A 24868-nucleotide genomic window follows, 5' to 3' on the forward strand; every position below is an offset into this window, starting at 1 on the left:
TGACCGGCATCTACACTTGGGACAGCGAGCAGCATCTGGCGGAAGGCTTTAGGACACTGCGCCTTCCGGTAGGGCTAAAGCGTGTCGCATGATATTCATGATCGGTTCGACCTTAGCGTACGATTTTCAGCAGTTCTTGTTCCGACCCCACCACCGACCGGACGCTGGCGGAGGCCATCGCCGCCGCGGTACCGGAATTCTGGGAGGCGATGGGCGAGTATCGCGCGGATTTTTCGCGCACCGTGCTCAACGGCAGGAATGGCGGCATCGTGCTGGCGCCTTCGATCGAAGCGGCGTTCGACTTCATCAACGATTATGCGGCCGAGCATATGGCCGTGCTGTCGACATCCGCTTTCGAATTGCTGCCGAGGATCAGGAACGCCGGCGAAATCCTGCTCGGCCCGCATTCGGCAATTCCGATCGCAAACTTCGTGCTGGGGCCGAGCCACGTCCTGCCGACCGGCGGCCGGGCCAACACGGCATCGCCGCTCTCCGTCTTCGATTTCATGAAGCGCTCCTCGATCGCCTACCTGTCCCAGGCGGCCTATCAAAGGCTGGCGCCCGCCGCTCGCACCTTCGCCCGCTATGAAGGGTTCATGGCGCACGCGAATTCGGTTTCGGAAATCCGCGACCGCATCCTGTCGAACAGCAGACCTTTCACCGACCCGTTAGAGCAGTTCACCATTTCACGGTGAACTGCTGTAACTCTTTGTTTTGACGCAATTCCGGACGGAAAACCGTTTCACACTTTTCCTGGAATTGCTCTAGCGAGATCACAATGACCATACAGACCGACACAGCGGCCCCGAAGCAAACCATGCAACGCCCCCAGCGCAAGCCGTTGCTGAGCATGGCGGCGGAGATCTCGGGCCCGACCTATCTCTTGATCGCCGTCTGCGCCTTCCTGCTCTTCATCGCGGCATGGTTCCTGGCGACCGGGCTAGGCATGACCAAGCCCATCTTCCTGCCCTCGCCCCTTGCCGTCGTCGCCAAGCTTACAAAGCTGGCAATGGACGGAACGCTGGCCAGCGATGTCGGCAACAGTGTCTACCGCATCATGATCGGCTTCTTCATTGCCTCGGTGATGGCGCTTGCGACGGCGATCCTGATCGGCGCCTACCGCTTCTGGGAGGCGGCGATCGAGCCGTTCCTCGATTTCGTCCGCTACATGCCGGTCGTGGCGTTCGTGCCGCTGACCATCCTGTGGAGCGGCACCGGCGACATCCAGAAATTTCTGATCATCTGGATCGGCACCTATTTCCAGCAGGCGCTGATGTTCAAGGACAACATCAAGCGCGTTCCCACAGACTTCATCGGCTTCGGACGGACACTGGGGATGAGCGATTTGCGCGTGCTGATGCGCATTGTCGTGCCCTCGGCGATGCCGCAGATCTGGGACACGCTGCGCATCTCGCTGGGCTGGGCCTGGACCTGGGTTACGCTGGCCGAACTGGTCGCCGCCAATTCCGGGCTTGGCTACCGGATCACGGTTGCCCAGCGCTACCTTCAAACCGACATGGCAATCGGCTACATACTGGTGCTCGGCATACTGGGCCTTACGACGGACCAGATCATGCGATTCCTGGGTCGGCATTTCTTCAAATATGAGAGGAAGTCCTGACATGCAGGCGCATCCCAAGCTTAAGATCTCGCATCTGCAAAAATCGTTCACCAACGGCCGTTCGACGATCAAGGTGCTCGACGACATCAACCTCGAAGTCGGCGACAACGAGTTCGTTTCGCTGGTCGGCGCATCGGGCTGCGGCAAGAGCACGCTGCTGTCGATCATCGCCGGCCTGCAGGACTACGAGCAAGGCGAGATGCTGATCGACGGCAGCTCGATCAACGGACCGGGCCGCGACCGTGGCGTCGTCTTCCAGTCCTACACGTTGCTGCCATGGCTGACGGCGCTGCAGAATGTCGAGTTCGCGCTGCGCGAGACCGGACATGACGCCAAGGACATCCCCGAGGTGGCGCGCCAGCATCTCGACCTGGTGAAGCTTTCGCGCTTTGCCGACAGCTTTCCGAGCCAGCTTTCCGGCGGCATGAAGCAGCGCGTCGCCATTGCGCGCGCTTTGTCCTACCGGCCGAAAATGCTTCTGATGGACGAACCCTTCGGTGCGCTGGATGCGCTGACCCGTGGCCAGATGCAGGAGCTGTTGATGCAGATCTGGCAGGAGCATCGCCTGACCGTGATCTTCGTCACCCACGATGTCGAGGAGGCTGTCTATCTGTCCGACCGGATCTTCGTTATGGGCCTCAATCCGGGGCGCATCAAGGAGTGCATTGCGGTGCCTGCCGTCAGGCCAAGACCGACCGGCATCCAGCATGACCGCGACGTCCTGGAACTTCAGGCGCAAGTGCTGAAATCCATTCGCGAAGAGACCCGCCGCGCCGAGTTCGAGTGAACGTTCTTGTTCGATCAGCGACAGTTGCGATCATTGCATGATCAGAAACTGCGAGTGCAGGGTTACCCAATCCTTCTGGAACGACTTGAACTCCGGCAGGGTCCTATCAGCGTCGGCAAATTCGACGTCAGCGCGGCCATTCAACAAATCTGAGCCGACCGGCGGGCACCGCCGGCGGCTTATCGGGTGTAATGTCTTATGCTGCAACCCACTGTGAAGAGTTGTCAAAATCCCTTACGGCATAAGTTTTCGAGATCTGCTTTTGGCATTCCCTCGATGCCGAGCGCAGGAAGAATATCATTGTCTCCCTTGAGGTCGCGACCGTAGGCCGCCGACAATATGGAAATTCCAGACTCGTGGAGGATCGCCCGATTTCCGCTGATCTTCCCCAGAAATACGGTCGGTAGCAGTCCGAACGGAACATCCTCGAGAATATAGCGGCTTTCGATAGTTGTCGGGCCAAAGCCGCCACGCCCTTGGCGATCCATCTCCTGGTTCATTTCAGAAACGGTGCCCTTGGCGACGTGGAACGACAATGAAAAATGCTCTTCGACGGTGCGCACGGCTATGCCAAAACGGGCAGCGATCGCCAATCGTTCGGCGTCGAGAGCCTCGATAACGCGGCCAACGGCCGGGGTGACGTTTCCCCCTTGGCTCCATTGCTCGGCCTTCTCCATGCGTGTGAGATTGAGAAGGGCAATTCCCAGATGGTTCTGCGGATTGAGGTTGCTAAGCGCGATCGCAAGCAGACCGTCGCGCTTAACGAAACGATCGCCGAACAAGGCCGTGCAAAGCGCGAACCCTTGGTCCAGCGCATTGAAAGGCAGCGTCGCAACATCAAGTTTCTGGCGAACGCTGGCAACATCGACATCAGTCGGTCCGCGCTGGCGGCCGCTTACGAGCGTTGTGCCCCAGACGATGATCGGCAGGCTGACTTTGCGCTCCGACAGGTGCTTGGAGAGATACAGCGCTCCGAAGGAACTGTGAGAGCTGATGATAACCGGCAAACCCTCGCTCAGATAAGGAGTGGCAGCATCCATCACCATCTTGTGGCCGTTAGCCGGCAGCGCGATCATGACGACGTCCGCATTGGCAATGGCATCTTTACAATCCTTGGCGATGCGAACCGGTACCGTTGCCTCGATAGCCCCCGTGGCCTTCAGCAATTCGCCGGCGGCCAGCGCCTTGGTGCGCTCTCCGGACGGCGACCAAAGCATGGGGTCGTGTCCCGCTTCCGCCAAATAGGCGGCAAGGCCGTAAGCAATCGCTCCGGCGCCCAGAATACTCACCCGCATAGTAAAGCTCCTGTTGCAATCATTGAGGCGCCGAGACTGTCGCGGCCCTCAACCCGTGCCAAAATTGCAGCCGCGTCGTTGATCGCCTGATGTGCCGCCCGATTGCTCTTCGAGATGACTCTGGCTAGCCGGCGTCGGGTAACGGCCGGAGCAACCTCACCGCCGCCTGTCCCGATGCCGTGAGGTATCCCCGGTTCTGTGCGAGACTGCGATTGCGCTGAACGAATTCCGCTCAAGGGAGCTGCGAGGAGGCTACGACTTACGTCCGCACCCTCAGCGCTCGCTCCAGCCTGTCTGCAATTTGGGTGACGATATAGGCAATCACCATGTAGATCACGACGGCAATCACGAAGGCTTCGAGGTAATAGTAGTTCAACGCGGCTGTCAGCTGGGACTGGGCGAAGATATCGACAACCTCGATGGCGAATCCGAGAGAAAGCGCCTTCATGATGACCATCATTGAGGTTGTGAGGTCGGGAATTGCGGTGAGGACCACTTGGGGAAATAGAATCCGCCGGAACAGTTGGCCGCTTGTATAGCCCAGCGAATGGGCTGCGTCCGACTGACCGGTGTCAAAGGCGTTCAGGGCTCCCTTGATAATCTCCGATTGGAACGCGGCGATACAGCCTGTCACCGCAACAACAAGGATGACCCAGTTGGGTGTTTCGTGGGCGTTGAAGCTGATCCCGAGCAACGAGAACAGGAACTGGAATGCCGGGGGCAGACCGAAATAGGACAGGAAAATCACGATCACCATCGGGACACCCTTCAGGATGATCTTGTAGACCATGATAAGCTCTCGAAGCACAGGGACACGTCTGTATTCAACAAGGGCAAACAGGCTGCCGAGTATGACGGAAAGGGGGAAGATCAAGAGCGCCATTCCAAGCGTTATAGGTACGGCGCCCAGAATTTCCCGCGTGTCCTGGAGCAAAATATCGGTATCGAACATGGTTGAATACCTTCGTTAGGTCAGGCGTTCGAGATGAGCGCGTGCTTGATCTGAGTTGTGGCCGTCGCCTCTGGCGCCTGCATGGGCGAGCGAAGCTCGAAAAAGCGAATGATGAGCCACGCGATCAGGCACATCAGCGCATAGATGACCGCCAGCACGAGATACGTCTCGAACTGGTACTGGTTGTAGTCCCGCTCCATGATCAGGTGCGCGGTCGCCATCACGTCCGCAGCCCCGATATACATGACCAGCGCGACGTTATGAATCAGGTAGATGATGGAGTTTCCGTATCCCGGCAGGCCGATATGGATGGCTTGCGGGCCGACGATGCGGAATATCTTTTGCCTGAAGGTATAGCCCAGGCTGTCGGCCGCATCGTGCTGGCCGCGATCGACCGCCAGATATGCAGGCCGCATGACTTCGGACAGGTAGCCGCCGTGATAGAGGCTGAGCCCCACCATGGCGGCGACGTTTGGCGAGAAGAAATCGGCGGCGCCGAACAGCGCCACCAGAAGGGGAAGCCCGTAGAACGCGACGAACAGTTGCAGCACCACGGGAACACTGCGTGCGTACGACACGTAAAGGTCGACCAGGTTGCTGATCACTGGCACCCTGCGGATTCGCAGAGTCGATGCCACGAGCGCCAAACAGAACCCGACGACAATGGCCGTAAACGTAATGGCGAGCGTCAGCGGCAACGCCGAGAGCAACTCAGGGATCATAGCAGAAACATCCACTTTGAAGCACTCCTTCTTGCAATTAAGCCTTGCCGCTGACTAACCAGTATGATTGCAGACGTCGTCTTATTTCATGTACTGGACGATGCCCTCGCCGAACCACTTCTGCGAGAGCTTTTCGATCGTGCCGTCGTCTTTCAATTCCTTGAGGACCTTGCTCACATCGTCGGACAGAACCTTGTTTTCGTCCGACTGATGAATCAGCATGTAGGTGTTGTTGCTAAAAACCGGATCGGACGCCACGATGTCGAGCTTCTTCTCCTCGATCACGGTCTGCTCACCCAGGTTCGATGGCAGGACCAGCGCGTCGAACTTGCCGTTCTGAACCTCATCCAGCCGGTTCGGGTACGGGATGCCGGCGCTCGAGGCCGTCACGTCAAGCTTGTATTGCGGATTCTCCTTCTGCCAGTTCATGACGAACTTGTAGGTCCCGCCGCCGGCATTGAGCGGGACGATCCTCTTGCCGACCAGGTCTTTCATTTCATTGATGCCGCTGCCCTTCTTGCTGTAGATCTTCATCAGGCTGGCACCCATGGGGTTTTCCGGAATGAAGAACTGCTTGGCGCGCTCGGGCGACTTGTAGTAGCCGCCGACCGCGATGTCGTACTTGCCCGTGGCCAGGCCGGTTTCCTGCGCGATATCAGAGACACCTTCCATTTCGAACTTGTACTGCGGCAACTTCGCGTTGATCGCCCTCAGGAGATCGGGTTCATAGCCTTGCGGCTCGACGCCGAGCGCGCCCCACGCCAGCGGCTTGGATTCGGCGGACGTCGCGATCTTGATGGTCCGAACGGTCTGACCGTAACTGATCCCTGCTGTCGCAAGGGCAAGTGCGATGCCGCCGACGACGGCGAGAGCGTGGCGACGGGAGAAACTGGATTTGATTGCAGACATTTCGTAGGTTCCCTTCTTGTTGAGTTTATTGAAAAGCAAGTTCAGACTGCAGGAATTGAGCAAGTCGTGGGCTGGAAGGCGCATCGAAGATCTCAGCCGGACTGCCATCGGCGGCAACCACGCCACGATCCATGAAGACGATCCGGCTTGAGATGTTCCTTGCGAATTGCATCTCGTGGGTCACAAGCAGCGAAGTGATCCCGGACGACGTGACGTCTTTGATCACCTTCAGAACTTCACCGACCAGTTCAGGGTCAAGCGATGACGTCGGTTCGTCGAAGAGCATCACATCCGGCCGAACCGCTAGCGCTCGTGCGATGCCAGTCCGTTGGAGCTGTCCTCCTGATAGCTGGGAGGGATAGCTGTCCCGCTTGTCGGAGAGGCCAACTCGTTCTAGCTCCCTAAGCGCGATTTCACGCGCCTCGTCCGTGGATTTGCGCTGCACGACGACCAGCGGATCCATGACGTTTTGAAGGACGGTCATGTTCTTGAAGACGTTGAATTGCTGAAAGACCATCGCCGTCCGGAGCCGGATCGCCTGGATAGCTGCCTTGTCGGCGCGCTGGTAATCCATCCGAATCTGATCGAACACGATGGTCCCAGATGCCGGTTTAACCAGGTAGTTGATGCATTTCAGCAGGGTGGTCTTGCCGGTGCCGCTGGGGCCGATGATTGACACAACGTCACCTCGCTTTACCGAGAGATTGACGCCGTTCAGGACCTGCGTGTTTCCGTAGGACAGCTTTACATCTTTGAGTTCAAGCATTTCTGGTTGGTGTCCTTCAGAGAGTTAGACGGAGTGCCTTGACCGCATGCGACATCATCACCCGCTCTCCGCATGGCCGAGAACGTGCATCAGCCGGTTTGCCCAGCCGAAGATCGAGATGGCATGGATCAGGTCGATGATCTCGCGGTCATCCATGCCGACTGATCGAAGCGCGGCGATATCGTCTGCCGTCGCTTCCGACGGTGCCGCCGACAGGCGGCGGGCAAAGCTGTAGATTGCCGCATCGCGTGGGCCGAGCACTTCAGGTTTGTCGAGATACAGCGCGGTGACCACTTGGTCGCTCTTGGTCAGCTCTGCATGCCTGCGGGCGTGAACTACGGCACAGAATTTGCAGCCATTGACGATTGAGGCGCCCAATGCACCAAGTTCGCGGTCGGGACGGGCAAGCCCGCCTTCGACATACATGATTGCGTTGAACAAGATGGTGCGAGCCAGATAGCTTTCTGGGTCGTGCGCAAGGGTGCGCACATATTCCGAAACTTTCTTGGCCGATGGCGTGACCTTCATCGCTTCAAGCTGTTCCGGCGTGGCTTCGGATAGCTCGACCGGCGCGATGTAGGGATGCCAATTCAATGGCTTCAGACGAACCGAGGAAATCATGTCGACCTCATCAGGCGCAAGCCGGCCGCCACCCGTGTCTGGAAGTTGACAAAGGCAATCAGCTCGGAGAGCGCGACGATCTGGGGATTGTTCAATCCGGCCTTGGCAAGCAGGGCGATATGGCCCGCTTCCGCCTTTTTCGGCGTCATGGTGATCAGGTCAACATGACGGACGATGGTCGCCAGGGGTTCATTGAAATCCGTTTCACCCTGGGCCAGCGCCAGAAGCTCCTCAGTCGGACCAAGCTGAGCCAGTTGCACATCATATTCGGCCATCAGCACCGGATCGCCATTCAGGGCGGCCATGCGACGGGCCAGGGCAACCCTTAAATTCGGCGCCAGCCCCTGATCGTTTGCCGGCTGCAACACGGAGACGCGACATTCTTCCGCCCCTTGCACGAATTCGGGCCGAAACCGCCGTGCGGCGAAAAGGGCATCATCCGGTGAAAGACCGGCGGCCTTGTCCATTGCGTCCATCACAACGCGGCCTCCTTATGCAGTAAGGGTGTTGAATCGACCCATTCGTCGCCCTGGAGCTCGGGGGTGTCGTAGGCGATCAGATTTGCGAAGTGCGTTTCGACATCCTCGGCAAACAGCGATGTGGCGATGCCGCGGACCAGACGGTCGGCGCCGGCACTGATGGCCGGGATATCGCCGGAGACCTTGCCGTGGGTCAGCATGGCCGCGTCGTTGAAGCAGTGGATATGCGCCAGCATCGGGCAAGAGCCTGGAACCCGTTCTCGGAATTCAAAGGCAGGGCCGAGATCCGGCGCGTCCGACATGCCTGCCCGAGCTGGCCCCATGTCCGGCGTATAGCGACCGTCCGACCAGGTACGGATGTATGGCGCGAGTGCTGCGAATTCCGGGCGGTCGCCGAAATCGTTCGAAAAGCCGGTTGCCGCGATCATGAAATCGTAGCGCATCGGCCCTTGTGTGGTTTCGACCAGAAGGCCTTCCGCATCTTGCTTTACCGCGATGATGCCACAGTCGAGAAAGAACCGCGCATTCGCATGACGAGACACCCGAAGCGTCGAAGAACGCGGCGGCGGCGTCTGGGTCGAGGCGGTGTATTCGAAGAACTTCCACTTCCAGGCATCGGGCAATTGATGCATGCCGAGTACAACACCCGGGCTGCCGATGCCGGTCAGCTTGTTGATGCGCGGCATCTCCTTGCGCCGGATCAGCATGTCGACAGAGCCGGCGCCCGCCTCGAGTGCGGTTGCAGCATTGTCCATGGACGAGGCACCAGCGCCGATGACCGCCACGCGCCTGCCTTTCAGCGCACCGAAATCGATGTCGTCGGCGGAATGGGCCCAATAGGCGTGGTCGATACCCCTCAGGAAATCTGGCACGGCAAAACCGCCGAGACCAGACCGGCCTGTGGCCAGAACCAGGCGACGGGTCAGAACCCGACCGGTTTCGGCACCTTCAAGATCGATCGCAATCAGATCACCAACGGGCGCGATGCCAGTCATGCGTACGTTATTGCGTACCGGCAGACCGAGCACCTTGCGGTACCAGATCAGGTAATCCATCCACTGCCCTTTGGGAATCTTATCCAGCCACTGCCAGGCCTCGACACCCCACTGCGCAGTGAACCAGGCGCGGAACGTCAGCTGCGGCAGGCCAAGTGACGGACCGTTGAGGGTCTTCGGTGACCGGAGTGTTTGCATGCGGGCAAACGTTACCCACGGCCCCTCGAGCCCAGCCGGAGCCACATCATAGGCGACGACATTGGTTATCCCGGTCAGCACCAGCTTTGCCGTGGCAGCAAGTCCGCACATGCCAGCACCGATGACAACGACATCACGGACCGGGGCGCCCTCATGCATACGCTTGGGGACCCAGGACTTGGCGGGCAGTTCGAGAAAGTCGAGATCCTGCGCAAGCCGTGCTTCGAGTGCAGCAAGACCTGTCGACGTTGGCGCGGTGGGGGTATGCGTCATATTCCCGTTCCGTGATTTGTGCCGGAGGCAGGATCGGTCACCAATTGGCCAGCCATGGCCGGATCGAGTTTCTTGAAGCCGACGATCGACCGTTCAGCCACCGCCTCGACCGCATCCACCAACGCCTGCGCGACTGGGCGAAGGGGACGTTTTTCGGCGGACACAACGCCCCAATAAAAGAGAACGGTTACGTCGATCGGGCGGATGGCGACCCCAGGCAGGGCCACGCCGTAGGCCGTGAGGGGATCGATAACGGCCGCGACACCAGTATGGCGCACGATCTGCAGCGCGCCGTAGGCAGTATTGGTCCGGATCACGGGTCCGGTGTCGATGCCCTGGGCAGCCAGTGCCTTGGCGACATGCAACTGAAAACGCAGCGGATTGAGCAGCGTGGCGACGCGGCGACCGGCAAAGGCCGATAGCGGTATGACATCAAGTTCAGCCAGCGGATCGTCCTCCCGCACGGCGGCAACATCAGGCGCCGAATAGAGCCGCAGGACATCCAAGCCGGGCGTATCGAGCGGCAGGCTTGAAAACCCGATCTCGGCACGTCCGCTGCGCACTTCCTGGGCGACGATCGAGGGAAGAAACTGCCCGAGATGCGTCTCGTGCGGAAGCTCGACACCCTTGAGCTCAGCCATGGCCGTCGGGATCAGGCCAGTACCGATCGCAGAGGTGGTGACAATCTGCAGAATCCGTCCCCTGCCGGCGGCGATCATCTTGGCCCGCGCTGCGAGTTCAGTGAAGGACATCAGCAAGCGCCGCGCTTCCTCCTCGAAGGCGACGCCCTCTTCAGACAGTTGCACCCGTCGACCGACCCGGTGCAGCAATTCGAAGCCGAGTTCGGCCTCGAGGTCCTGAATGGTGCGTGTCACCGCGGGCTGGGAACGCCCGAGCATATCGGCCGCCTTGGTAATGCTGCCATTGGCAGCAACCGCAAGGAAGGTCTGAAGATCTCGAGTTTCCATCTTCGCCTACATGCATATTCTGTATGAATCGCATCATCTCATCCATTTTTGACATGTGTCAAGCCGAAACAATTATTCAAGGGGCATGTGTTTTCAGCGTGGCTGTGATGACCGTGTCATTCGTATCCGGCATCGAGATCGTGGCGGATCCATCAAGGCCGGGTCGCCGAGCGCCTGGTTAGCAAGCGCAATTGGGTTCTCGCCGCATATCCCGGTTTCGTCGGGGCGCTGGTCAGCGAAACGCCGTAATCGGTACACACGCGGCGACAAGCCTATCTGTGATCGACACTGACCGCGTCGATGGCAAGCGGTGCCTCGGAAATCGACCAATGGGCAATATAGGGGAGAAACGTGGGCACATTTTTGCCGATGGGGAAAACAACGGAAATCTGATCGGAAATGCCGATCCGTCCATAATAGGATTTGAAATATCGGCTGCGACGAAATTGGTCGGGCGTTACTCCCAGTATATCACCGCCAGATACTGCGGTAATATACCGTCCCTCTCGGACTTCTCATTCCCTGAAGAATTGTTTCCCAAGTACGGCTCGATATCCGAAGCCTGCTAATTATGTTCCACATCGAGAAAATCCTCAAATGAGAGTGTTGCAGTGCCGCTCTGGAAATAGGGTTCACCTAGGCTGACCCTACCCTTCCCCGGAAGGTTTCGTCCAGCGCCACCAAAGTCCGGGACGCGATCTTCGGTACGCACGATGCGGGGATTTTTTGACCGACCTTCGCCTTTAGGCTCCCGGCTCTCTATGAGAGCATTTAGTTTCCGCCTTCGACAAGGTTGAATTCACTGATCCCGCAAAGCCACGCCTTCCCGCCGACCGGCACCAGCACCACCGGCATGAAGGTCAACGAAGGTGCCGGCCGAGAAGTGCCCAAGTCCTGGGCCAATCCTCAATCCTTCGCCGGCAACGTCGCGGCCAAGGATCCCAACCTGTCGGGCCTGCCCTATCCGTGGTTGGCCGGCATCCTCCAAAACAACGGCCTCAACACCGGCAACGCTCTTCTGACCAAGACGCTGAGTAGGTGGCTGTCAGCGTCCAGTGATCCGGCTTTCTAGGTCTGATGTTGAAGGTGAGGCGACCCAGTCACCAATCGCATCGGCAGCGAACGAAGGGAAACTTCGAGCGCGCCAAATTGTTCGCCTCAAGTTCCTACTGCTGCTCGCCTGGTGGAACTTTAAGAATGGTGGCCATGTACAGGGCCGTGAATATTGGGTCGGCAACAGAGACAATCCGGGCTGAGTAGATCCGATCGGCGCCTACCGCGTCGAGCATCACGATGTTGCCAATCTGCTTTGAAAAATCGACCGGAGAGAAAGGTGCATCCGGGCTCTCCGAGGAAACCTGTACGTCAAGACTCACCAGCGGATCATTTTCTTTCGAGGAAAGCAAAACCAGTAGGGTGCCAGTGGGCGTTATGTAGCCAACATAGCAGTCCTTCGCAACCAAGGGCGAGCACAGCTTCGGTCGCGGTATTTCCGCGGACCAGGAAGCGCCGGTCGAGACCGCCAAGGCACTCGCTATGGTGATGAGACATATGCAGGCCGTTTTGTAGGGCTTGTCCATACGTGTCCTCCCTATCCTGCGGCAAAAGTGACCAAGCCAGCCGGCCAAACGCGAATAATGCGCAATATAAACATTTACGGCCTCCGACTGAATGGCCAATTTCTTACAGATTTGTAATTTTGGTGCAGTAATAAGCTCGATTTTCTCCGACTAGACCGTGTACCTCGTACCAGGATTGCGAACACATCGGCTCGAGGTGTTTTCCCGGCGCAGCAGTCAACATGTTGCATTAGACCGGCCCGGACGGATTTATTACAAAACTGTAACTCGCTGGACAGGTTGAGGTGAAGTCAGCGCCCTATCATCCTGATGTCGGCTGCTTTGGCTGACGGACGCTGAACCATGGGCCGACAGACCGGCCCTGAACAAGGAAATCACGCATGAAGAATCTGACCCTCGCCCTTGCCCTCGGCACGCTTGCCGTTGCCGTCCCGATGTCATCTGCGTTCGCGGCCAATGTGCCGTGCGAGGAAATGCTCAAGACGCTGCGCGCAACCGAAGCCGCCGCAAAGACGAGCGACGCGGATAAGGCCAAGATTACCGATCTCGAGACCAAAGGCATCGAGCGGTGCAATGCTGACGACGACAAGCGTGCGGACGACTTCTTCACCCAGGCCATGAAAGTCATGGGCAAGTAGGCCAGCCGACAACAATCAACGCCTCGATCACAGGACACCATCATGCCGCTCTCACCCTATCAACCGGTCCAACGGGCCGCAAACCGTGTACCGGACGTCACCGTCGACTTCTGGCTGATTAAACTCATGGCCGTGACCATGGGTGAAACGGCGGCGGACTACCTCGCCGTCAACCTCGGCCTCGGGCTGACGATGACATCGCTGATCATGACTGGTGTCCTGCTGGTCGCCCTGGTCTTCCAGTTCGCGCAGAAGCGCTACATTCCCTGGGCCTATTGGCTAGCTGTTGTGCTGATCAGCGTCGTGGGTACGCTGGTTACCGACAATCTCGTCGACAATTTCGGCGTCCGCTTGGAAACGACGACGGTGGCGTTCAGCGTCGTTCTCGCTGCGACATTTGCCGTCTGGTACGCCAGCGAAAGGACACTGTCGATCCACACCATCTACACGACCAAACGTGAAGTTTTCTACTGGCTGGCAATCCTCTTTACGTTCTCGCTGGGAACCGCCGCTGGAGACCTGGTCGCCGAAACTTTCAACATGGGCTATCTGACGACCGGCCTGTTGTTTGGTGGCGTGATCGCCGTTATCGCCTTGGCCTACTATGTCTTCAAGCTGAATGGGATCCTTGCTTTCTGGCTTGCGTATATCCTGACAAGGCCATTGGGCGCCTCGTTTGGCGACTTGCTGTCGCAACCCCTTGAATATGGTGGCTTGGGTTTTGGCACGACCTTAACCAGCGTGATCTTCCTCGGCTGCATAGCCGCCCTTGTCTTCTACATGAGCATGAAGAGGCGCGATGTGCCGCTCGGCGAAGGCTTGGTCGAGACAGATTAATCGACTTGGTTGGTGAATATCTCGCTCCGACATGAAAGCTGTAACGGCTCAGAAAAGGGTAGGAGCAACAAGATCGTGGTCCAACCGCAAACGGCTGGCGATGTGCCGCCAGCCGATATACTATCCTGATATTCATGTGGACAGGGGAGGACTAACAATGCGAATTCTTCTTTTAGAGGACGATACTAAAACGGCACAATATATCGCCAACGGCCTCTCGGAGGCCGGTCACATCTGCGATATCTTGGTCAACGGACACGACGCACTGTTTGCAGCAACAAGCAGTACTTACGACGTGATCGTCGCCGACAGGATGGTTCCTGGCCTCGACGGCCTGTCGATGATCAAGGCAGCCCGCGCCGCCGGTGTGCGGACGCCCGCTATTTTCCTGACGTCGGTCGGTGGCCTCGACGACCGCGTCGAAGGACTGGAAGCGGGCGGCGACGATTATCTCGTGAAGCCATTCGCCTTTTCCGAGCTACTCGCCCGCGTCAACGCCCTGGGTCGCCGGCCGGCGGCTCAAGACCAGAAGACCACCTTGCGGGTCGCCGACCTCGAGATGGACCTGATCATGCGCCGTGTTACGCGCGGTGGCCAGACCATCGACCTTCAGCCACGGGAATTCGGCCTGCTTGAGGTACTTCTGCGTGGCGAAGGGCGGGTCATCACAAGGACCATGCTCCTTGAACGTGTCTGGGACTTCCATTTCGACCCCAAAACCAGCGTGGTCGAGACGCATATCAGTCGGCTGCGAACCAAAATTGACAAGCCTTTCGAAACCCAGCTTATCCATACGGTCCGCCATACCGGCTACAGCCTGCATGCCTAACTCCAGGCTTTTTCGCAGCACGCCTTTTCGGCTTGCGTTGACGTTTGCATTCCTGTTCGTCCTCGCCTTCATAGTCTCCGGCGGTATCGTATATCGCCTGATGAGCCTCGACTTGGCCGACCGGCTCGATGAGTCTATCCGGGAAACCTACTCTGTCGTCGCGGCAACTTACGGCGCAAACGATCTGGATGATCTGATCGGCACGGTCGACAGCCATTCCAAGATCAGCACCAAGAAAGAACAGCTTTATTCACTCACAGGCTCGAACGGCAAGCATCTCGCCGGAAACTTCGTCGCGACCGCCCTTCCCGAGGGATTTTCAATCGTCAGTACTCAGACGCCGGAGGTAACGTCAGACGCTCGGTATCGGGCTTATTCAGGCTCGGTCGGAGGAAACAACCTGACAATAGCCTTCAGCCTGTCCGAAACCGAGGAGTTGGAGACAATCGTCCTCATGAGTTTTGGCTGGGGAACACTCATCGTCACAGGCCTCGCCGTGATCGGAGGTGCCCTGCTTGCATCCCGCGTCCAACGTCGACTGGACGGGATTGCCGCGACGATGGTGGACGTGTCACACGGCCGGCTCAGCGCCCGCATCCCGCTGAGCGGAAATGGGGACGACATCGACATGGTTTCCGGCCAGGTTAACGCCGCGCTTGATCGCCTTTCAGCCCTCGTTGACGGTATGAAACAGGTGAGCGCCAACATCGCGCACGACCTGAAAACCCCACTGAACCGGCTGCAGATGATATTGGGTACAGCGATCGCAAAGGCCGAGCTGGGCCAGACCGTGACCGAAGAGCTCGCCGAGGCACGGGCCGAGGGCCTCGAGATCAATGAAACGTTCGACGCACTGCTTCGTATCGCCCAGATTGAGGCTGGCGCACGCAAGGCGCGGTTTTCGGACCTGGATCTCAACAGCGTTGTTGACGCTATTGTTGAGGTCTACGCCGACGTTGCGGAGGATGACGGCAAGTCGCTGTCGGCAGCGCCACTACAAGTCGGGGGAGCCCCAATTCATGGAGATAGGGAGCTCCTAACTCAAATGTTCGCGAACTTGGCGGAAAATGCCCTAAGGCACTGTCCCGAAGGCACGCTCATCCGGTTATCGACAGCGCGGCGGTCGGGTCGCATCCTCGCAACGGTCCGCGACACCGGGCCAGGCATTCCCGCCGAAGAGCGCGAAAAGGTTTTCCAGAGGCTTTACCGACTTGACACCAGCCGGTCCACGCCGGGGAGCGGTCTCGGACTAAGCCTTGTGAGGGCAATAGCAGACTTGCATGGCGCGACCATAGCGCTTGAAGACTCTGGGCCCGGCCTGGCAGTTATCGTGAGCTTTCCAGCAGCCGATTGATCAACTGTCCAGTCACGAAGGCCGCCTTGGGAAGCTTACCGATCCGTATAGGGGCGGCGACCTCGCTGTAAGTTTGATGCGGTAGATTGAACGCACTGTCTGTTCAATTGGAAAGGCCGCAACAATTATGACACGTACTTCTTCAACGACCCGCACTCTGCCTACTTTGACGCTCGCCGTGGCCTTGGGAACCATGGGGGCATTTTTTCCAGCTATCGCCGGCCAGGCCGTGGCCGCTGAAAAGGCTGTCCCGGCGGAAAAGAACCCTCCCGGAGATATCCCGGACTCCCAGGTCTTCATCGACTACGCATCCTCACAGGGTTTTACGATGAAGGTGCCGGAGGGTTGGGCGCGATCGGATCGTGCCGACGGCGCAAGCTTCATCGATAAGCTCGACGGCGTTGTTGTCTCTGCGTCCAAGGCAGCCACCGCGCCGTCGGTCGAGAGCGCCAAGGCAACGTCTGTTCCGGAGCTGGAGAAGGCCGAACGCGCCGTAAAGCTCACCGCGGTCAAGGAGGTCAAGCTGCCGGCAGGTCCAGCCATCCGCATCGTCTACACATCCAATTCAGAACCCAACGCCGTCACCAACAAGCAAATCCGGCTCGAGAACGAGCGCTACCTCTATTTCAAGGATGGCAAGCTGGTCACGCTTGAACTCTATGCGCCCAAGGGCGCGGACAATGTCGATCAATGGCAGCTGATGTCCAACTCGTTTACGTGGAAGTGACATGCCTGTCCTTGAAGCGCATGAGCTCTACCGGTTCTTCCACATCGGGGATGACGAGACAGCCGCACTGCGCGGCGTCAGTTTCGAGCTCTCCGCCGGCGAGATTGTTGCACTGACCGGGCCGTCGGGGAGTGGCAAGTCCACGCTTCTATCCTGCCTAACTGGGCTGGACGAGCCTGATGGCGGCCATGTGGAAGTGTCCGGGATGCGTTTGACCCGGCGATCGGAGGCTGAACGCACACGCATCCGCGCCGCCAGTTTCGGCATCCTCCTGCAGTCTGGGAACCTGTACGGACATCTGACCGTCGAACAGAACCTTCGCTTCCAGATGCTCCTGGCCGGAAAACCGGACGAGAAGCGACTAGCCGCCCTCCTGGAGGGGGTCGGCTTGTCGCACCGTGCAACGGCATTTTCCACCCAGCTGTCCGGTGGCGAAACGGCGCGTGCGGGCCTCGCCGTGGCCTTGGCCGCCGACCCTCCCATTCTGGTTGCCGATGAACCCACCGCCGAAGTCGATCGCGAGACGGAATCCAGGCTCATTGGCCATTTCGAGGCGCGACGCGAGGCGGGATTGGCAACCCTGCTGGCGACGCACAGCGAAGCGCTGGCGCACCGAGCCGACCGGATCGTCAGGCTTAAAGACGGGAGGATCGTCAGTGAGTGAAACACTCGTTGTTGGCAAAGGCCTCGGCCGAGACTTCCACGACGGCAACGCCGGCCTGGTCAGGGTCTTGAGCGACGTCGACTGCGAGATCGTCAGCGGTGCGCGCATTGCCCTGGTTGGCCCCTCCGGAAGCGGCAAGTCCACCCTGCTGCATATTCTTGGCGGACTGGATAAGCAGACAGCGGGCACAGTGGAATGGCCTGGCCTCGGTTCGTTCGAGGAACTCAGGCCGCGTCACATCGGATTCGTATTCCAGACCCCTAGCTTGTTTCCAGCGCTCACAGCGGTTCAGAATGTCGAATTGCCGCTGATATTGGGCGGCAAAGTCCCCACGGACAACGCCACGGCGATGTCGCTACTTGAGGCCTTTGGCCTTGCCGAGGTAGCCGACAAATTGCCGGAGGAGTTGTCAGGAGGACAGGCACAGCGGGTGGCAATGGCCCGCGCGCTTGTAATTGGGCCAAAACTCATCCTGGCAGACGAGCCGACAGGACAGTTGGACAGCGTGACGGCGCAACTCTTCTTTGACGTCCTTCTCAAAGGATTGGAAGGCACAGACGTGGCCCTCGTCATCGCGACCCATGACGAGGCTGTGGCCGCCCGGATGGCGACGCGCTGGACAATGGACCATGGACGGCTTGTTTGTGGTCGTCGCAGAAACGAGGCGGCATGATGTATTTCCTCTGGGTCCGTGGGATACTCGCCCGCCGCTCTCTCCGTGTCGCCGGCTCGACCGCCGGCGTGGCCCTGGCAGTGATGCTCCTTGCCGTGGTGGGCCTGTTCCTCGTCAATGCCGGAAACTCCATGACGGCCCGCGCCATCTCGGCCGTTCCCATCGATTGGCAGGTGCAGGTGATCGCAGGAGCCGATCCCGACCTTGTCGGCAAGGCCTTAAGTGACGCAGCTGGCGTGAAGACTGTCCACCGCGTCCGCTATGCCGATGTCGCAGGTTTTGAAGCGCAGACTGGAGGGACAACGCAGACCACGGGACCTGGGCAAGTCATCGCCTTGGACAGCGGCTATTTGAAGGACTTCCCGGCGGAAGTGCGGCCGCTTGCAGGTAACGTCGACGGCGTGCTCATCGCCCAGCAAACGGCGGCCAACCTGCACGTCGGTCCTGGCGACATGATCTCGATCAAGCGAATCGGACTGCCTTCGGCAAACGTCAAGGTCGCCGGCGTGATTGATCTGCCCGATGCGGATTCCCTGTTCCAGGCGGTGGGCTTGCCGCCCCAGGCAGCCCCCCTGGCCCCACCGGACAACGTGCTGATCCTGCCGCCGCAAGACTGGCAGCAATTGTTTGAAGCTCAGCAGAAAATGCGCCCTGACACCGCCAGGCTGCAGTTGCATGTGCGACTTGATCACACCACGCTGCCGCCCGACCCGGTCTCGGCATACAATTTCGTTACTGGCGCGGAGAAGAACTTTGAAGCGAAGGTCGCGGGTCAAGCCCTGGTCGCCAACAATCTCGGTGCGCGTCTTGACGCCGTCCGCCAGGACGCGCTCTACGCCTCCGTCCTGTTCCTGTTTCTTGGCCTGCCCGGTATCGCACTGGCCGTGGTCCTCACCTTTGCCGTGACATCGTCAGGTGCCGCACGCCGGCGCATCGAACAGGCCCTGCTCCGAGTTCGTGGCGCCACCACCGGCACAATCATGTCCTTGTCAGCCACCGAAGCTGCGATAGCAGCGCTTGGCGGCACCGCGATCGGTATTGCTGGCACCGTGCTCTTCGGCATTCTCGTTCCCGGTATGCTCGAAACGTCGTCCGTCAGCGTTCCGATGCTGGTTTTTGTCGTGGGCGTGGGACTGTTACTGGGCTTCACTGCCTTTCTGTGGCCGGCCTGGCGCGACGCGCGTTGGATCACGGTAAGTTCTGCCCGTCACGTTGTCGTCCGCACGAGAACGCCCCTTTGGCAGCGCCTGTGGCTGGACTTGATACTGCTGGCCGCCGCCGGACTGTTCTTCTGGCAGTCGGCGAGCACCGGATATCAGATCGTACTCGCCCCTGAAGGCGTCGCCGCGACAGCGGTCGACTACAAGGCGTTCATCGCGCCGGCGCTGTTCTGGCTCGGCATAGCCCTGCTCACCATCCGTCTTTCGGCTGCGATCATCTCGCGCAACGGCGTCATGTTGCGCGGTATCGTGAGGCCAGTCTCAGGGCCTCTGGCTTCCGTCGTGTCGGCGGCCTTGTCGAGACAGCCGCGGCGCTTGACCATCGGCATCGCGATGACCGCGCTGGCGATATCATTCGCCACGTCAACCGCCATCTTCAACACCACTTACAACGCACAGGCCCGCGTCGATGCCGAACTGACCAATGGCTCCGACGTCACTGTGTTCGGGACTTCGGATAGGCCGGCAGGGAGACAACTGAGCCTCTTGGCGACGTCGCCAGAAGCTGCCGCGGTCGAACCCATGCAGCATCGCTTCGCCTACGTTGGAGCCGATCTGCAGGATCTCTACGGCATCGACCCTCTCCGCATCGAACGCGCGACAAACCTATCCGACGCTTATTTCAGCGGCGGCAGTGCGGCCGCCATTTTGCACCGGCTCGCTTCAACACCCGACGGCGTGCTCGTTTCGGAGGAGACGGTCCAGGACTTCCAGCTCCAGCAAGGCGACACGATCAATTTGCGGCTCTTGAGCGCGGGAGACCACCAGTATCATCCAGTTCCATTCAAATTCATCGGTGTGGCGCGCGAATTTCCGACGGCGCCGAAGGATTCGTTCCTCGTCGCCAACGCGGCTTATGTCGCCCGTATGACAGGTTCGAATGCCTCCGAATACGTGTTGATGAGAGCAAAAGGCGATCCACTCGCACTAGCACGGCAGGTCTCGTCGGCAGTCGCGCAAGATCCGTCATTGAAAGTTTCCGATATCAGCCAGGCGAAGCACCTCATCGGTTCGAGTCTCACCGCAGTCGACCTCGGCGGATTGACGACGATCGAACTCGGGTTTTCTGTGGTCATGGCGGCAGCTGCGGCCGGGCTGATGCTGGCGTTGGGATTCATTGAAAGGCGCCGGAACTTCGCCATTCTCAGTGCCGTCGGTGCCAAGCCCCGGCAATTGGCCGCATTCCTGTGGAGTGAGGGGCTCCTCGTTGTTGCCGGCGGCATCGTGTTCGGTCTGGCATCGGGTCTCATGACCGCTTGGATGCTGGTCAAACTGCTGACCGGTGTGTTCGATCCTCCGCCCGAGGCGCTTTCGGTTCCATGGACCTACCTGGCGATCGTACTCAGTCTTGTGATCGCATCGGTCGTCATCGCGGTCCTGTCCGCGAGGCCCTCGCCGGGGCACGACGCAGAGCACTTGCGGGATATCTAAAAGCCCCCCGGCTTACCTAATTGTAAAGCCACGGCCATTCCCCCGAAAACTCTGAGGCCTAGGCTCATGCCATCCTCTCAAGGTGAGAGAGATGATCCGGAAGCCAAGCTTCTCCGGATCGCCCTAGCTGCCGCGCCGGGCTCGAGGCCCCTTGCGGCACACACCCCCTACAAGGAATCGAAAATGAAGAAATCAATCATGGCTACTGCAATGGTGCTGGCCGTCGCCACTTCCACCGGCGCCTTCGCCAAGGCAACCACCGGCACGATCACCAGCGTCGACAAGAATGGCGACTCGATCACGTTGTCCGACGGGCAGACCTTTACCCTCCCGGAAGGCATTGAAGCCGAGACACTCAAAGTCGGCGAGAAGGTAAGTGTCACCTACACTGCCAAGGCCGGCAAACTGTCGGTTTCGAGCATTCACCAAGCCAAGTAGGCCTCGCCAACCGGACCGGGTCGGCTGTGCCGATCCGGTCCTTTGTTTGCGGCGGACGCCCAGGGTCGGGAATTCGGCTTACAGGATGCCTGTTGCAATCCGGTCAACCCTGTTGCCTTCCCGGTAGAGCACGGACACCAGCCCAGCGGCGCAGATGCCCATGAGCGCTCCGCCAAGGACGTCCGTCATATAGTGGGTTCCGACGTAAACCCGGGACCAGGCAACCAGCACCGCCATTAAGCCGAAGATGAGAGCTCTTCCGGGCAAGGCCTGAAACGCGAAAGCGGCAACGATCGCGAAGGCGGCCGTCGCGTGATCCGAAGGAAACGACCAGTCGGCACTCGTAGGGATGATGAGGTGGGTGATTCCAGCCTCATACGGGCGCATGCGGTGTACAAAAAGCAGGATGATCTGGTTGGCGCCAAGCCCGATCAAGAACGACAGTCCCGCTACGATCGTCGTATGGCGAACATGCACCCGGTCCGTCTTGCTCCACCATTGAAGGGCTACGCAGGCGATGAGAAGCGGAACACCAAACGTCGTCACCCCGACCATCATCCTGTCCAGCACAGGGTTGGTTCCCGATGCCGCGTTGATCCATTGCGTAATCGCCACGTCCATGAAATTGCCTTATCGTTGTCTGTTACCGATCAAGAGACCCATGAACGAGCATCGCGTCCATCAGATTTTCGAGGTTAGCCTGCTGCTCAAGGGAGCACACGCGCTCATTGAATGCGTAGGCGGTATCGTTCTGGCGTTCGTCAGCACCGACACGATCGTTTCCCTGGCCAACAGCCTGACACAGGACGAGCTGGTTGAGGATCCCCATGATTTCATCGCCAGCCACCTGATGATGCTGGCGAGCAACTTCTCGGTCACCACCCAGCATTTTTACGCATTCTATCTTCTCAGTCACGGGATCGTAAAAATTGCCCTCGTTGTCGCCTTGTTGAAAAGCCAGTTATGGGCATATCCGGCCTCCTTGATCGTCCTAGGGTTGTTTATTGCCTATCAGATGTACCGTTTCAGCTATACGGGATCAGCGGGGTTGGTCATTCTCACTATTTTCGATTTGTTCGTAATGGTGTTGATCTGGCACGAATATCGTCTCGTTAGGCTTCACAAATTGGCTGCCATTGGCAACGAGGCGGGGCAAGAGTAGTCCGCTTGCGTGCTTGGCGCAGGGCTTGGTCGAAAAAGGCCCGGCTCATGTGTCCAGGCAGTGCGGGCACCGTCTGGTCACCCGCCATTGTGGGTGCCAACAATGCCCGACTCGCCGAGCTTGGTTAGGGGCACGAAGGACAGGGTCCCGCCTTGATAGATGTCCGAACGCGCGACCGCGATGCTGCCATCCGCAGCCTGTTTCTTGGTGACCTTCAGCACGTGCTGGGCGCCGGGCGGTCCGACAGGAATGACCATGAGGCCGTTGGGTCGCAGCTGCTGCAGAAGGGGTGGCGGGATGTGATCGATGCCGCAGGTGACGATGATCCTGTCGAACGGCGCCTCTTCCTTCAGGCCGTAATAGCCGTCGCCGGTGTGGGTCGAGATGTGCCCGTATTCAGTGTAGCCGTCGGCGATGAGCCCGTCATAGATGCCGCGCGTGCGGGCGGCGAGTGGCTTGATGATCTCGATCGAATAGACCTTGTCGGTGAGATAGGAGAGATAGGCGGACTGGTATCCAGAGCCGGTGCCGATCTCCAGCACCTTGTCACCATGGCGCACGTCGATGGAGTTGGTCATACGGGCAACGGTGTGCGGGCCGGTAATGGTCACGCCATAACCAATGTCGAGATAGTGCCATTCATAGGCGCGCGCGATGTTCGTCTTGGTGACGAAGCGTTCGCGCGGCGTCAAAAGGTAGGCTCGCTTGTTGCGATCGTCCCACACGTCTTTGTGGGCAATCAGCTGTTCAAATCGGTCCCAGCGTTGGCCAAGGAAATTGGCCGTCTCGCCTCGGTTCTTCTGCATCCACTGAATGTAATCCGCCTTGCTCGTCAACGGAGGGCCATCGGCCAGGGGCACCTGGACCTTGGCCTCGGCCCGGGCCGAGAAGGCCGCGGAGACCAGCCCTCCGGCACCGCAGAGCATCAATTCACGTCGGCTAAGCACCATGGGGTTTGACCCTTCCAGAGCTCTACGGCCTCAGGATGTTGCGGCCGCCGAGAGCTACAGCTTAACTTGGGTCGCTTTGGGCTGGATTGCCGGGAATATACAAAACGGTAAGATTGACGAGTTTTTCCGCGATCACGGCGATCAGGAAAAAACTCGGTCGAAAGCCCATCTCCGGCTTCGCAGTTGCCTTTCAAACAACTTCCGCAGCCTGCCCTTGCGAGGGAGCAGGCCTATGAAAGGGCGCGATGCTCCTCCCGCGCCGCTATCCAGACCTCCCGCGCCGCGTCCGCGTTCATTGCCGCAATCCCCAGCCCCACCAACAGGTCCGGCCAAGCCGTCCGCCATAGGAATGCCGTGATCAGACCAGCCGCGATAATGGCGATGTTGGCCAACGCGTCGTTGCGGGCCGACAGGAAAGCCGCCTTGGTCAGGCTGCCGCTGTGGTGTCGGTATGCAGCAAGCATATAGGCGCAGGACAGGTTGACCGCGAGGGCGCCAAGCCCGGCGAGGCTCAGCGCGAGAGGCTGCGGCGGCACCGGAACGTTGAACTTCTCCCAGGCAGTCCAGAGGGTTGCCAGGCCGGGTACGAGCAGGATGAGCGCCAACGCCATGCCCAGACGCGCCCGCGAGCGTAGTGACCAGCCGAGGGCCAACACGATCAGCAGGTTCACCGAGGCATCTTCAAGGAAGTCGACGCTGTCGGCGAACAGCGACACCGAGCCGATGGCCAGCGCCACCACAAACTCGATACCGAAATAGCCGACGTTAAGGAGAGCGACGATGAGGACGATGCGGCGCAGCGCCGCATCCGTGGTTACAGGCTGCGGTGTCACTTCCGGCTCGCTTTCAGAGCGCTCGACATGACGACGGCTACGCAGCCTCCCAACAGAAGTCCGCCGACGAGGAGTTGCGGCGCCGCGAGCCAAGCAAGAAGTCCGGCAAGAGCCACCACTGCAAGTACGGCGAGCGCAAGAAATTCATCGTCGACGAACAGGCCGAACAGTTCACGCATAATCAGGGACACAACGTTCATGGCCTGACCTCTCGGAGTCGTATCGACAGTCTGGTGGCCAGTAGGCCGGCCAGCAGAAAGACCGCGACAAACACGACGATGGCGAGATCCTGTCCCGGCCAGTCGACGCCGAGCCCCTCCCCGGTCCAGAACACGCCGAAAGCCGAGAGCATGATGCCAACGCCAAACTTGAGGGTATTTTCAGGTACGCGGGCGAGTGGCCGGTGTATGACGACGCCGAGCAGCACCACAGCGAGGCAGGCGGCCAGCGCCCCGAGCGCGGCTGGGAAAAGAAGCCCCCTGCCCGCCCCCACCGCGATAACAATGAAAACGACTTCCAATCCTTCCAGCACCACAGCCTTGAATGCGGTGACGCCGGCGAGCCAGTCCACATGTGTGGCGTGCTGGCCTTCGGCCGCCCGCAAGCTGGCTTCTTCCTTGGCGAACGCCTTGGTCTCATCATGCAGCGCGATCACCCCGGCCGAGCGCAGGATCGCCTTGCGCAGCCAGCGCAGGCCGAACAGCAGCAGCAATACGCCGATGACCAGCTGCAGCGCGTGCAGCGGCACCCGGTCAAGCAGCGGCCCGAGCGCCAGAACAAGCAGTGCCAGAAGCGCCAGCCCGGCGCCGGTGCCGGTCAAGGCCGGTCGCCAGCCCCGCACGGTGCCCACCGCCAGCACGATTGTGAGTGCTTCCACCGCTTCCACCAGGGACGCGAGAAAAGCTGCGGTAACGGCCGGTGCAATCGTTGCCCAAGACATCGGAGT

The 24868-nt window shown here is 59.5% G+C and carries 29 protein-coding genes; 14 read left to right on the forward strand and 15 right to left on the reverse strand.

Features of this window, described 5'->3' with window-relative positions:
- The first annotated feature begins 122 nt into the window (after positions 1-122).
- The 3 genes from J0I79_RS10275 to J0I79_RS10285 all read left to right on the forward strand — a co-directional run bounded on the left by J0I79_RS10275 (position 123) and on the right by J0I79_RS10285 (position 2408).
- Complete coding sequence (locus J0I79_RS10275; protein WP_292857318.1) at positions 123-695, forward strand: histidinol dehydrogenase; 573 nt, start codon at positions 123-125, stop codon at positions 693-695.
- A 122-nt stretch (positions 696-817) separates the two neighbouring features.
- Entirely contained in the window at positions 818-1621 is an 804-nt protein-coding gene (locus J0I79_RS10280) for an ABC transporter permease (RefSeq protein ID WP_292857321.1), read from the forward strand.
- Position 1622: 1 nt separating this feature from the next.
- Complete coding sequence (locus tag J0I79_RS10285; protein ID WP_292857149.1) at positions 1623-2408, forward strand: ABC transporter ATP-binding protein; 786 nt, start codon at positions 1623-1625, stop codon at positions 2406-2408.
- Positions 2409-2632: 224 nt separating this feature from the next.
- Here J0I79_RS10285 and J0I79_RS10290 read toward each other — a convergent pair whose 3' ends face one another.
- The 9 genes from J0I79_RS10290 to J0I79_RS10330 form a co-directional block, all read right to left on the reverse strand.
- A complete protein-coding gene (locus J0I79_RS10290; RefSeq protein ID WP_292857152.1) occupies positions 2633-3703 on the reverse strand; it encodes an NAD/NADP octopine/nopaline dehydrogenase family protein in 1071 nt (356 codons plus the stop codon).
- 259 nt (positions 3704-3962) lie between these two features.
- Positions 3963-4655, reverse strand: coding sequence for an ABC transporter permease subunit (locus J0I79_RS10295; RefSeq protein ID WP_292857155.1), 693 nt, complete (start codon positions 4653-4655; stop codon positions 3963-3965).
- A 20-nt stretch (positions 4656-4675) separates the two neighbouring features.
- On the reverse strand, positions 4676-5392 hold the full coding sequence (locus tag J0I79_RS10300) for an amino acid ABC transporter permease (RefSeq protein WP_292857158.1): 717 nt from the start codon (positions 5390-5392) through the stop codon (positions 4676-4678).
- A 66-nt stretch (positions 5393-5458) separates the two neighbouring features.
- Positions 5459-6286: a transporter substrate-binding domain-containing protein gene (locus J0I79_RS10305; RefSeq protein ID WP_292857324.1), complete on the reverse strand. Its 828-nt coding sequence runs from the start codon at positions 6284-6286 to the stop codon at positions 5459-5461.
- 25 nt (positions 6287-6311) lie between these two features.
- The gene (locus J0I79_RS10310) at positions 6312-7052 is read right to left on the reverse strand and encodes an amino acid ABC transporter ATP-binding protein (RefSeq protein WP_292857161.1); all 741 of its coding nucleotides are present in this window, start codon (positions 7050-7052) and stop codon (positions 6312-6314) included.
- Positions 7053-7109: 57 nt separating this feature from the next.
- Positions 7110-7673, reverse strand: a complete 564-nt coding sequence (locus J0I79_RS10315; RefSeq protein WP_292857164.1) for a peroxidase-related enzyme — start codon at positions 7671-7673, stop codon at positions 7110-7112.
- Positions 7670-8149: a hypothetical protein gene (locus J0I79_RS10320; RefSeq protein WP_292857167.1), complete on the reverse strand. Its 480-nt coding sequence runs from the start codon at positions 8147-8149 to the stop codon at positions 7670-7672. The genes J0I79_RS10315 and J0I79_RS10320 overlap by 4 nt, the downstream gene beginning before the upstream one ends.
- The gene (locus J0I79_RS10325; RefSeq protein WP_292857170.1) at positions 8149-9618 is read right to left on the reverse strand and encodes an NAD(P)/FAD-dependent oxidoreductase; all 1470 of its coding nucleotides are present in this window, start codon (positions 9616-9618) and stop codon (positions 8149-8151) included. The genes J0I79_RS10320 and J0I79_RS10325 overlap by 1 nt, the downstream gene beginning before the upstream one ends.
- Positions 9615-10586 carry a LysR family transcriptional regulator gene (locus J0I79_RS10330; RefSeq protein WP_127385765.1) on the reverse strand — a complete coding sequence of 324 codons (972 nt, stop codon included), beginning with the start codon at positions 10584-10586 and terminating at the stop codon, positions 9615-9617. The genes J0I79_RS10325 and J0I79_RS10330 overlap by 4 nt, the downstream gene beginning before the upstream one ends.
- Positions 10587-11379: 793 nt before the next feature.
- On the opposite strand from J0I79_RS10330, the gene J0I79_RS10335 reads away from it, so the two are divergent.
- Positions 11380-11658: a hypothetical protein gene (locus J0I79_RS10335; RefSeq protein ID WP_292857177.1), complete on the forward strand. Its 279-nt coding sequence runs from the start codon at positions 11380-11382 to the stop codon at positions 11656-11658.
- A 94-nt stretch (positions 11659-11752) separates the two neighbouring features.
- Here J0I79_RS10335 and J0I79_RS10340 read toward each other — a convergent pair whose 3' ends face one another.
- Positions 11753-12166 (reverse strand): hypothetical protein, encoded by a 414-nt coding sequence (locus J0I79_RS10340; RefSeq protein ID WP_127388819.1) that lies wholly within the window; start codon positions 12164-12166, stop codon positions 11753-11755.
- Between the two features lie 380 nt (positions 12167-12546).
- Here J0I79_RS10340 and J0I79_RS10345 point away from each other — a divergent pair, with 380 nt between their 5' ends.
- The 9 genes from J0I79_RS10345 to J0I79_RS10385 all read left to right on the forward strand — a co-directional run bounded on the left by J0I79_RS10345 (position 12547) and on the right by J0I79_RS10385 (position 20977).
- The gene (locus tag J0I79_RS10345) at positions 12547-12804 is read left to right on the forward strand and encodes a hypothetical protein (protein WP_127385762.1); all 258 of its coding nucleotides are present in this window, start codon (positions 12547-12549) and stop codon (positions 12802-12804) included.
- A 42-nt stretch (positions 12805-12846) separates the two neighbouring features.
- Complete coding sequence (locus J0I79_RS10350; RefSeq protein ID WP_127385761.1) at positions 12847-13641, forward strand: hypothetical protein; 795 nt, start codon at positions 12847-12849, stop codon at positions 13639-13641.
- Between the two features lie 157 nt (positions 13642-13798).
- The gene (locus tag J0I79_RS10355) at positions 13799-14470 is read left to right on the forward strand and encodes a winged helix-turn-helix domain-containing protein (RefSeq protein WP_292857187.1); all 672 of its coding nucleotides are present in this window, start codon (positions 13799-13801) and stop codon (positions 14468-14470) included.
- Complete coding sequence (locus J0I79_RS10360) at positions 14463-15824, forward strand: ATP-binding protein (protein ID WP_292857190.1); 1362 nt, start codon at positions 14463-14465, stop codon at positions 15822-15824. Before J0I79_RS10355 ends, J0I79_RS10360 begins: the two co-directional genes overlap by 8 nt.
- A gap of 127 nt (positions 15825-15951) precedes the next feature.
- Complete coding sequence (locus J0I79_RS10365; RefSeq protein ID WP_292857193.1) at positions 15952-16551, forward strand: hypothetical protein; 600 nt, start codon at positions 15952-15954, stop codon at positions 16549-16551.
- A gap of 1 nt (position 16552) precedes the next feature.
- Positions 16553-17215: an ABC transporter ATP-binding protein gene (locus J0I79_RS10370; protein WP_292857196.1), complete on the forward strand. Its 663-nt coding sequence runs from the start codon at positions 16553-16555 to the stop codon at positions 17213-17215.
- Positions 17208-17888, forward strand: coding sequence for an ABC transporter ATP-binding protein (locus J0I79_RS10375; RefSeq protein ID WP_202356206.1), 681 nt, complete (start codon positions 17208-17210; stop codon positions 17886-17888). Before J0I79_RS10370 ends, J0I79_RS10375 begins: the two co-directional genes overlap by 8 nt.
- A complete protein-coding gene (locus tag J0I79_RS10380; protein WP_292857206.1) occupies positions 17885-20539 on the forward strand; it encodes an FtsX-like permease family protein in 2655 nt (884 codons plus the stop codon). The genes J0I79_RS10375 and J0I79_RS10380 overlap by 4 nt, the downstream gene beginning before the upstream one ends.
- 183 nt (positions 20540-20722) lie before the next feature.
- Positions 20723-20977, forward strand: coding sequence for a DUF1344 domain-containing protein (locus tag J0I79_RS10385; RefSeq protein WP_292857211.1), 255 nt, complete (start codon positions 20723-20725; stop codon positions 20975-20977).
- A gap of 78 nt (positions 20978-21055) precedes the next feature.
- Here the strand turns inward: J0I79_RS10385 and J0I79_RS10390 are convergent, their stop codons facing one another.
- Positions 21056-21598 carry a phosphatase PAP2 family protein gene (locus J0I79_RS10390; protein WP_292857214.1) on the reverse strand — a complete coding sequence of 181 codons (543 nt, stop codon included), beginning with the start codon at positions 21596-21598 and terminating at the stop codon, positions 21056-21058.
- Positions 21599-21638: 40 nt separating this feature from the next.
- Here J0I79_RS10390 and J0I79_RS10395 point away from each other — a divergent pair, with 40 nt between their 5' ends.
- A complete protein-coding gene (locus tag J0I79_RS10395; RefSeq protein ID WP_292857217.1) occupies positions 21639-22139 on the forward strand; it encodes a DUF2127 domain-containing protein in 501 nt (166 codons plus the stop codon).
- A 77-nt stretch (positions 22140-22216) separates the two neighbouring features.
- Here the strand turns inward: J0I79_RS10395 and J0I79_RS10400 are convergent, their stop codons facing one another.
- From J0I79_RS10400 to J0I79_RS10415, 4 genes are all read right to left on the reverse strand, one after another.
- Positions 22217-23089, reverse strand: coding sequence for a protein-L-isoaspartate O-methyltransferase (locus J0I79_RS10400; RefSeq protein ID WP_292857220.1), 873 nt, complete (start codon positions 23087-23089; stop codon positions 22217-22219).
- A 230-nt stretch (positions 23090-23319) separates the two neighbouring features.
- Entirely contained in the window at positions 23320-23922 is a 603-nt protein-coding gene (locus J0I79_RS10405) for a cation transporter (RefSeq protein ID WP_292857223.1), read from the reverse strand.
- Positions 23919-24122 (reverse strand): hypothetical protein, encoded by a 204-nt coding sequence (locus J0I79_RS10410; protein ID WP_292857226.1) that lies wholly within the window; start codon positions 24120-24122, stop codon positions 23919-23921. Before J0I79_RS10410 ends, J0I79_RS10405 begins: the two co-directional genes overlap by 4 nt.
- Positions 24119-24862, reverse strand: a complete 744-nt coding sequence (locus J0I79_RS10415; protein ID WP_127385841.1) for a TMEM165/GDT1 family protein — start codon at positions 24860-24862, stop codon at positions 24119-24121. The genes J0I79_RS10410 and J0I79_RS10415 overlap by 4 nt, the downstream gene beginning before the upstream one ends.
- Positions 24863-24868: the final 6 nt, after the last annotated feature.

Origin of the sequence: Mesorhizobium sp. (assembly GCF_017306585.1) — a bacterium.
GTDB lineage: Bacteria > Pseudomonadota > Alphaproteobacteria > Rhizobiales > Rhizobiaceae > Mesorhizobium.

What these genes read in the sequence shown, in the direction of transcription:
- J0I79_RS10280 (WP_292857321.1), top strand. Translation starts at nt 818, where the DNA reads ATGCAACGCCCCCAGCGCAAGCCGTTGCTGAGCATGGCGGCGGAGATC.
- J0I79_RS10285 (WP_292857149.1), top strand. Translation starts at nt 1,623, where the DNA reads ATGCAGGCGCATCCCAAGCTTAAGATCTCGCATCTGCAAAAATCGTTC.
- J0I79_RS10290 (WP_292857152.1), bottom strand. Translation starts at nt 3,703, where the DNA reads ATGCGGGTGAGTATTCTGGGCGCCGGAGCGATTGCTTACGGCCTTGCC.
- J0I79_RS10295 (WP_292857155.1), bottom strand. Translation starts at nt 4,655, where the DNA reads ATGTTCGATACCGATATTTTGCTCCAGGACACGCGGGAAATTCTGGGC.
- J0I79_RS10305 (WP_292857324.1), bottom strand. Translation starts at nt 6,286, where the DNA reads ATGTCTGCAATCAAATCCAGTTTCTCCCGTCGCCACGCTCTCGCCGTC.
- J0I79_RS10310 (WP_292857161.1), bottom strand. Translation starts at nt 7,052, where the DNA reads ATGCTTGAACTCAAAGATGTAAAGCTGTCCTACGGAAACACGCAGGTC.
- J0I79_RS10315 (WP_292857164.1), bottom strand. Translation starts at nt 7,673, where the DNA reads ATGATTTCCTCGGTTCGTCTGAAGCCATTGAATTGGCATCCCTACATC.
- J0I79_RS10320 (WP_292857167.1), bottom strand. Translation starts at nt 8,149, where the DNA reads ATGGACGCAATGGACAAGGCCGCCGGTCTTTCACCGGATGATGCCCTT.
- J0I79_RS10325 (WP_292857170.1), bottom strand. Translation starts at nt 9,618, where the DNA reads ATGACGCATACCCCCACCGCGCCAACGTCGACAGGTCTTGCTGCACTC.
- J0I79_RS10330 (WP_127385765.1), bottom strand. Translation starts at nt 10,586, where the DNA reads ATGGAAACTCGAGATCTTCAGACCTTCCTTGCGGTTGCTGCCAATGGC.
- J0I79_RS10340 (WP_127388819.1), bottom strand. Translation starts at nt 12,166, where the DNA reads ATGGACAAGCCCTACAAAACGGCCTGCATATGTCTCATCACCATAGCG.
- J0I79_RS10345 (WP_127385762.1), top strand. Translation starts at nt 12,547, where the DNA reads ATGAAGAATCTGACCCTCGCCCTTGCCCTCGGCACGCTTGCCGTTGCC.
- J0I79_RS10350 (WP_127385761.1), top strand. Translation starts at nt 12,847, where the DNA reads ATGCCGCTCTCACCCTATCAACCGGTCCAACGGGCCGCAAACCGTGTA.
- J0I79_RS10355 (WP_292857187.1), top strand. Translation starts at nt 13,799, where the DNA reads ATGCGAATTCTTCTTTTAGAGGACGATACTAAAACGGCACAATATATC.
- J0I79_RS10360 (WP_292857190.1), top strand. Translation starts at nt 14,463, where the DNA reads ATGCCTAACTCCAGGCTTTTTCGCAGCACGCCTTTTCGGCTTGCGTTG.
- J0I79_RS10365 (WP_292857193.1), top strand. Translation starts at nt 15,952, where the DNA reads ATGACACGTACTTCTTCAACGACCCGCACTCTGCCTACTTTGACGCTC.
- J0I79_RS10370 (WP_292857196.1), top strand. Translation starts at nt 16,553, where the DNA reads ATGCCTGTCCTTGAAGCGCATGAGCTCTACCGGTTCTTCCACATCGGG.
- J0I79_RS10380 (WP_292857206.1), top strand. Translation starts at nt 17,885, where the DNA reads ATGATGTATTTCCTCTGGGTCCGTGGGATACTCGCCCGCCGCTCTCTC.
- J0I79_RS10385 (WP_292857211.1), top strand. Translation starts at nt 20,723, where the DNA reads ATGAAGAAATCAATCATGGCTACTGCAATGGTGCTGGCCGTCGCCACT.
- J0I79_RS10390 (WP_292857214.1), bottom strand. Translation starts at nt 21,598, where the DNA reads ATGGACGTGGCGATTACGCAATGGATCAACGCGGCATCGGGAACCAAC.
- J0I79_RS10395 (WP_292857217.1), top strand. Translation starts at nt 21,639, where the DNA reads ATGAACGAGCATCGCGTCCATCAGATTTTCGAGGTTAGCCTGCTGCTC.
- J0I79_RS10400 (WP_292857220.1), bottom strand. Translation starts at nt 23,089, where the DNA reads ATGGTGCTTAGCCGACGTGAATTGATGCTCTGCGGTGCCGGAGGGCTG.
- J0I79_RS10410 (WP_292857226.1), bottom strand. Translation starts at nt 24,122, where the DNA reads ATGAACGTTGTGTCCCTGATTATGCGTGAACTGTTCGGCCTGTTCGTC.
- J0I79_RS10415 (WP_127385841.1), bottom strand. Translation starts at nt 24,862, where the DNA reads ATGTCTTGGGCAACGATTGCACCGGCCGTTACCGCAGCTTTTCTCGCG.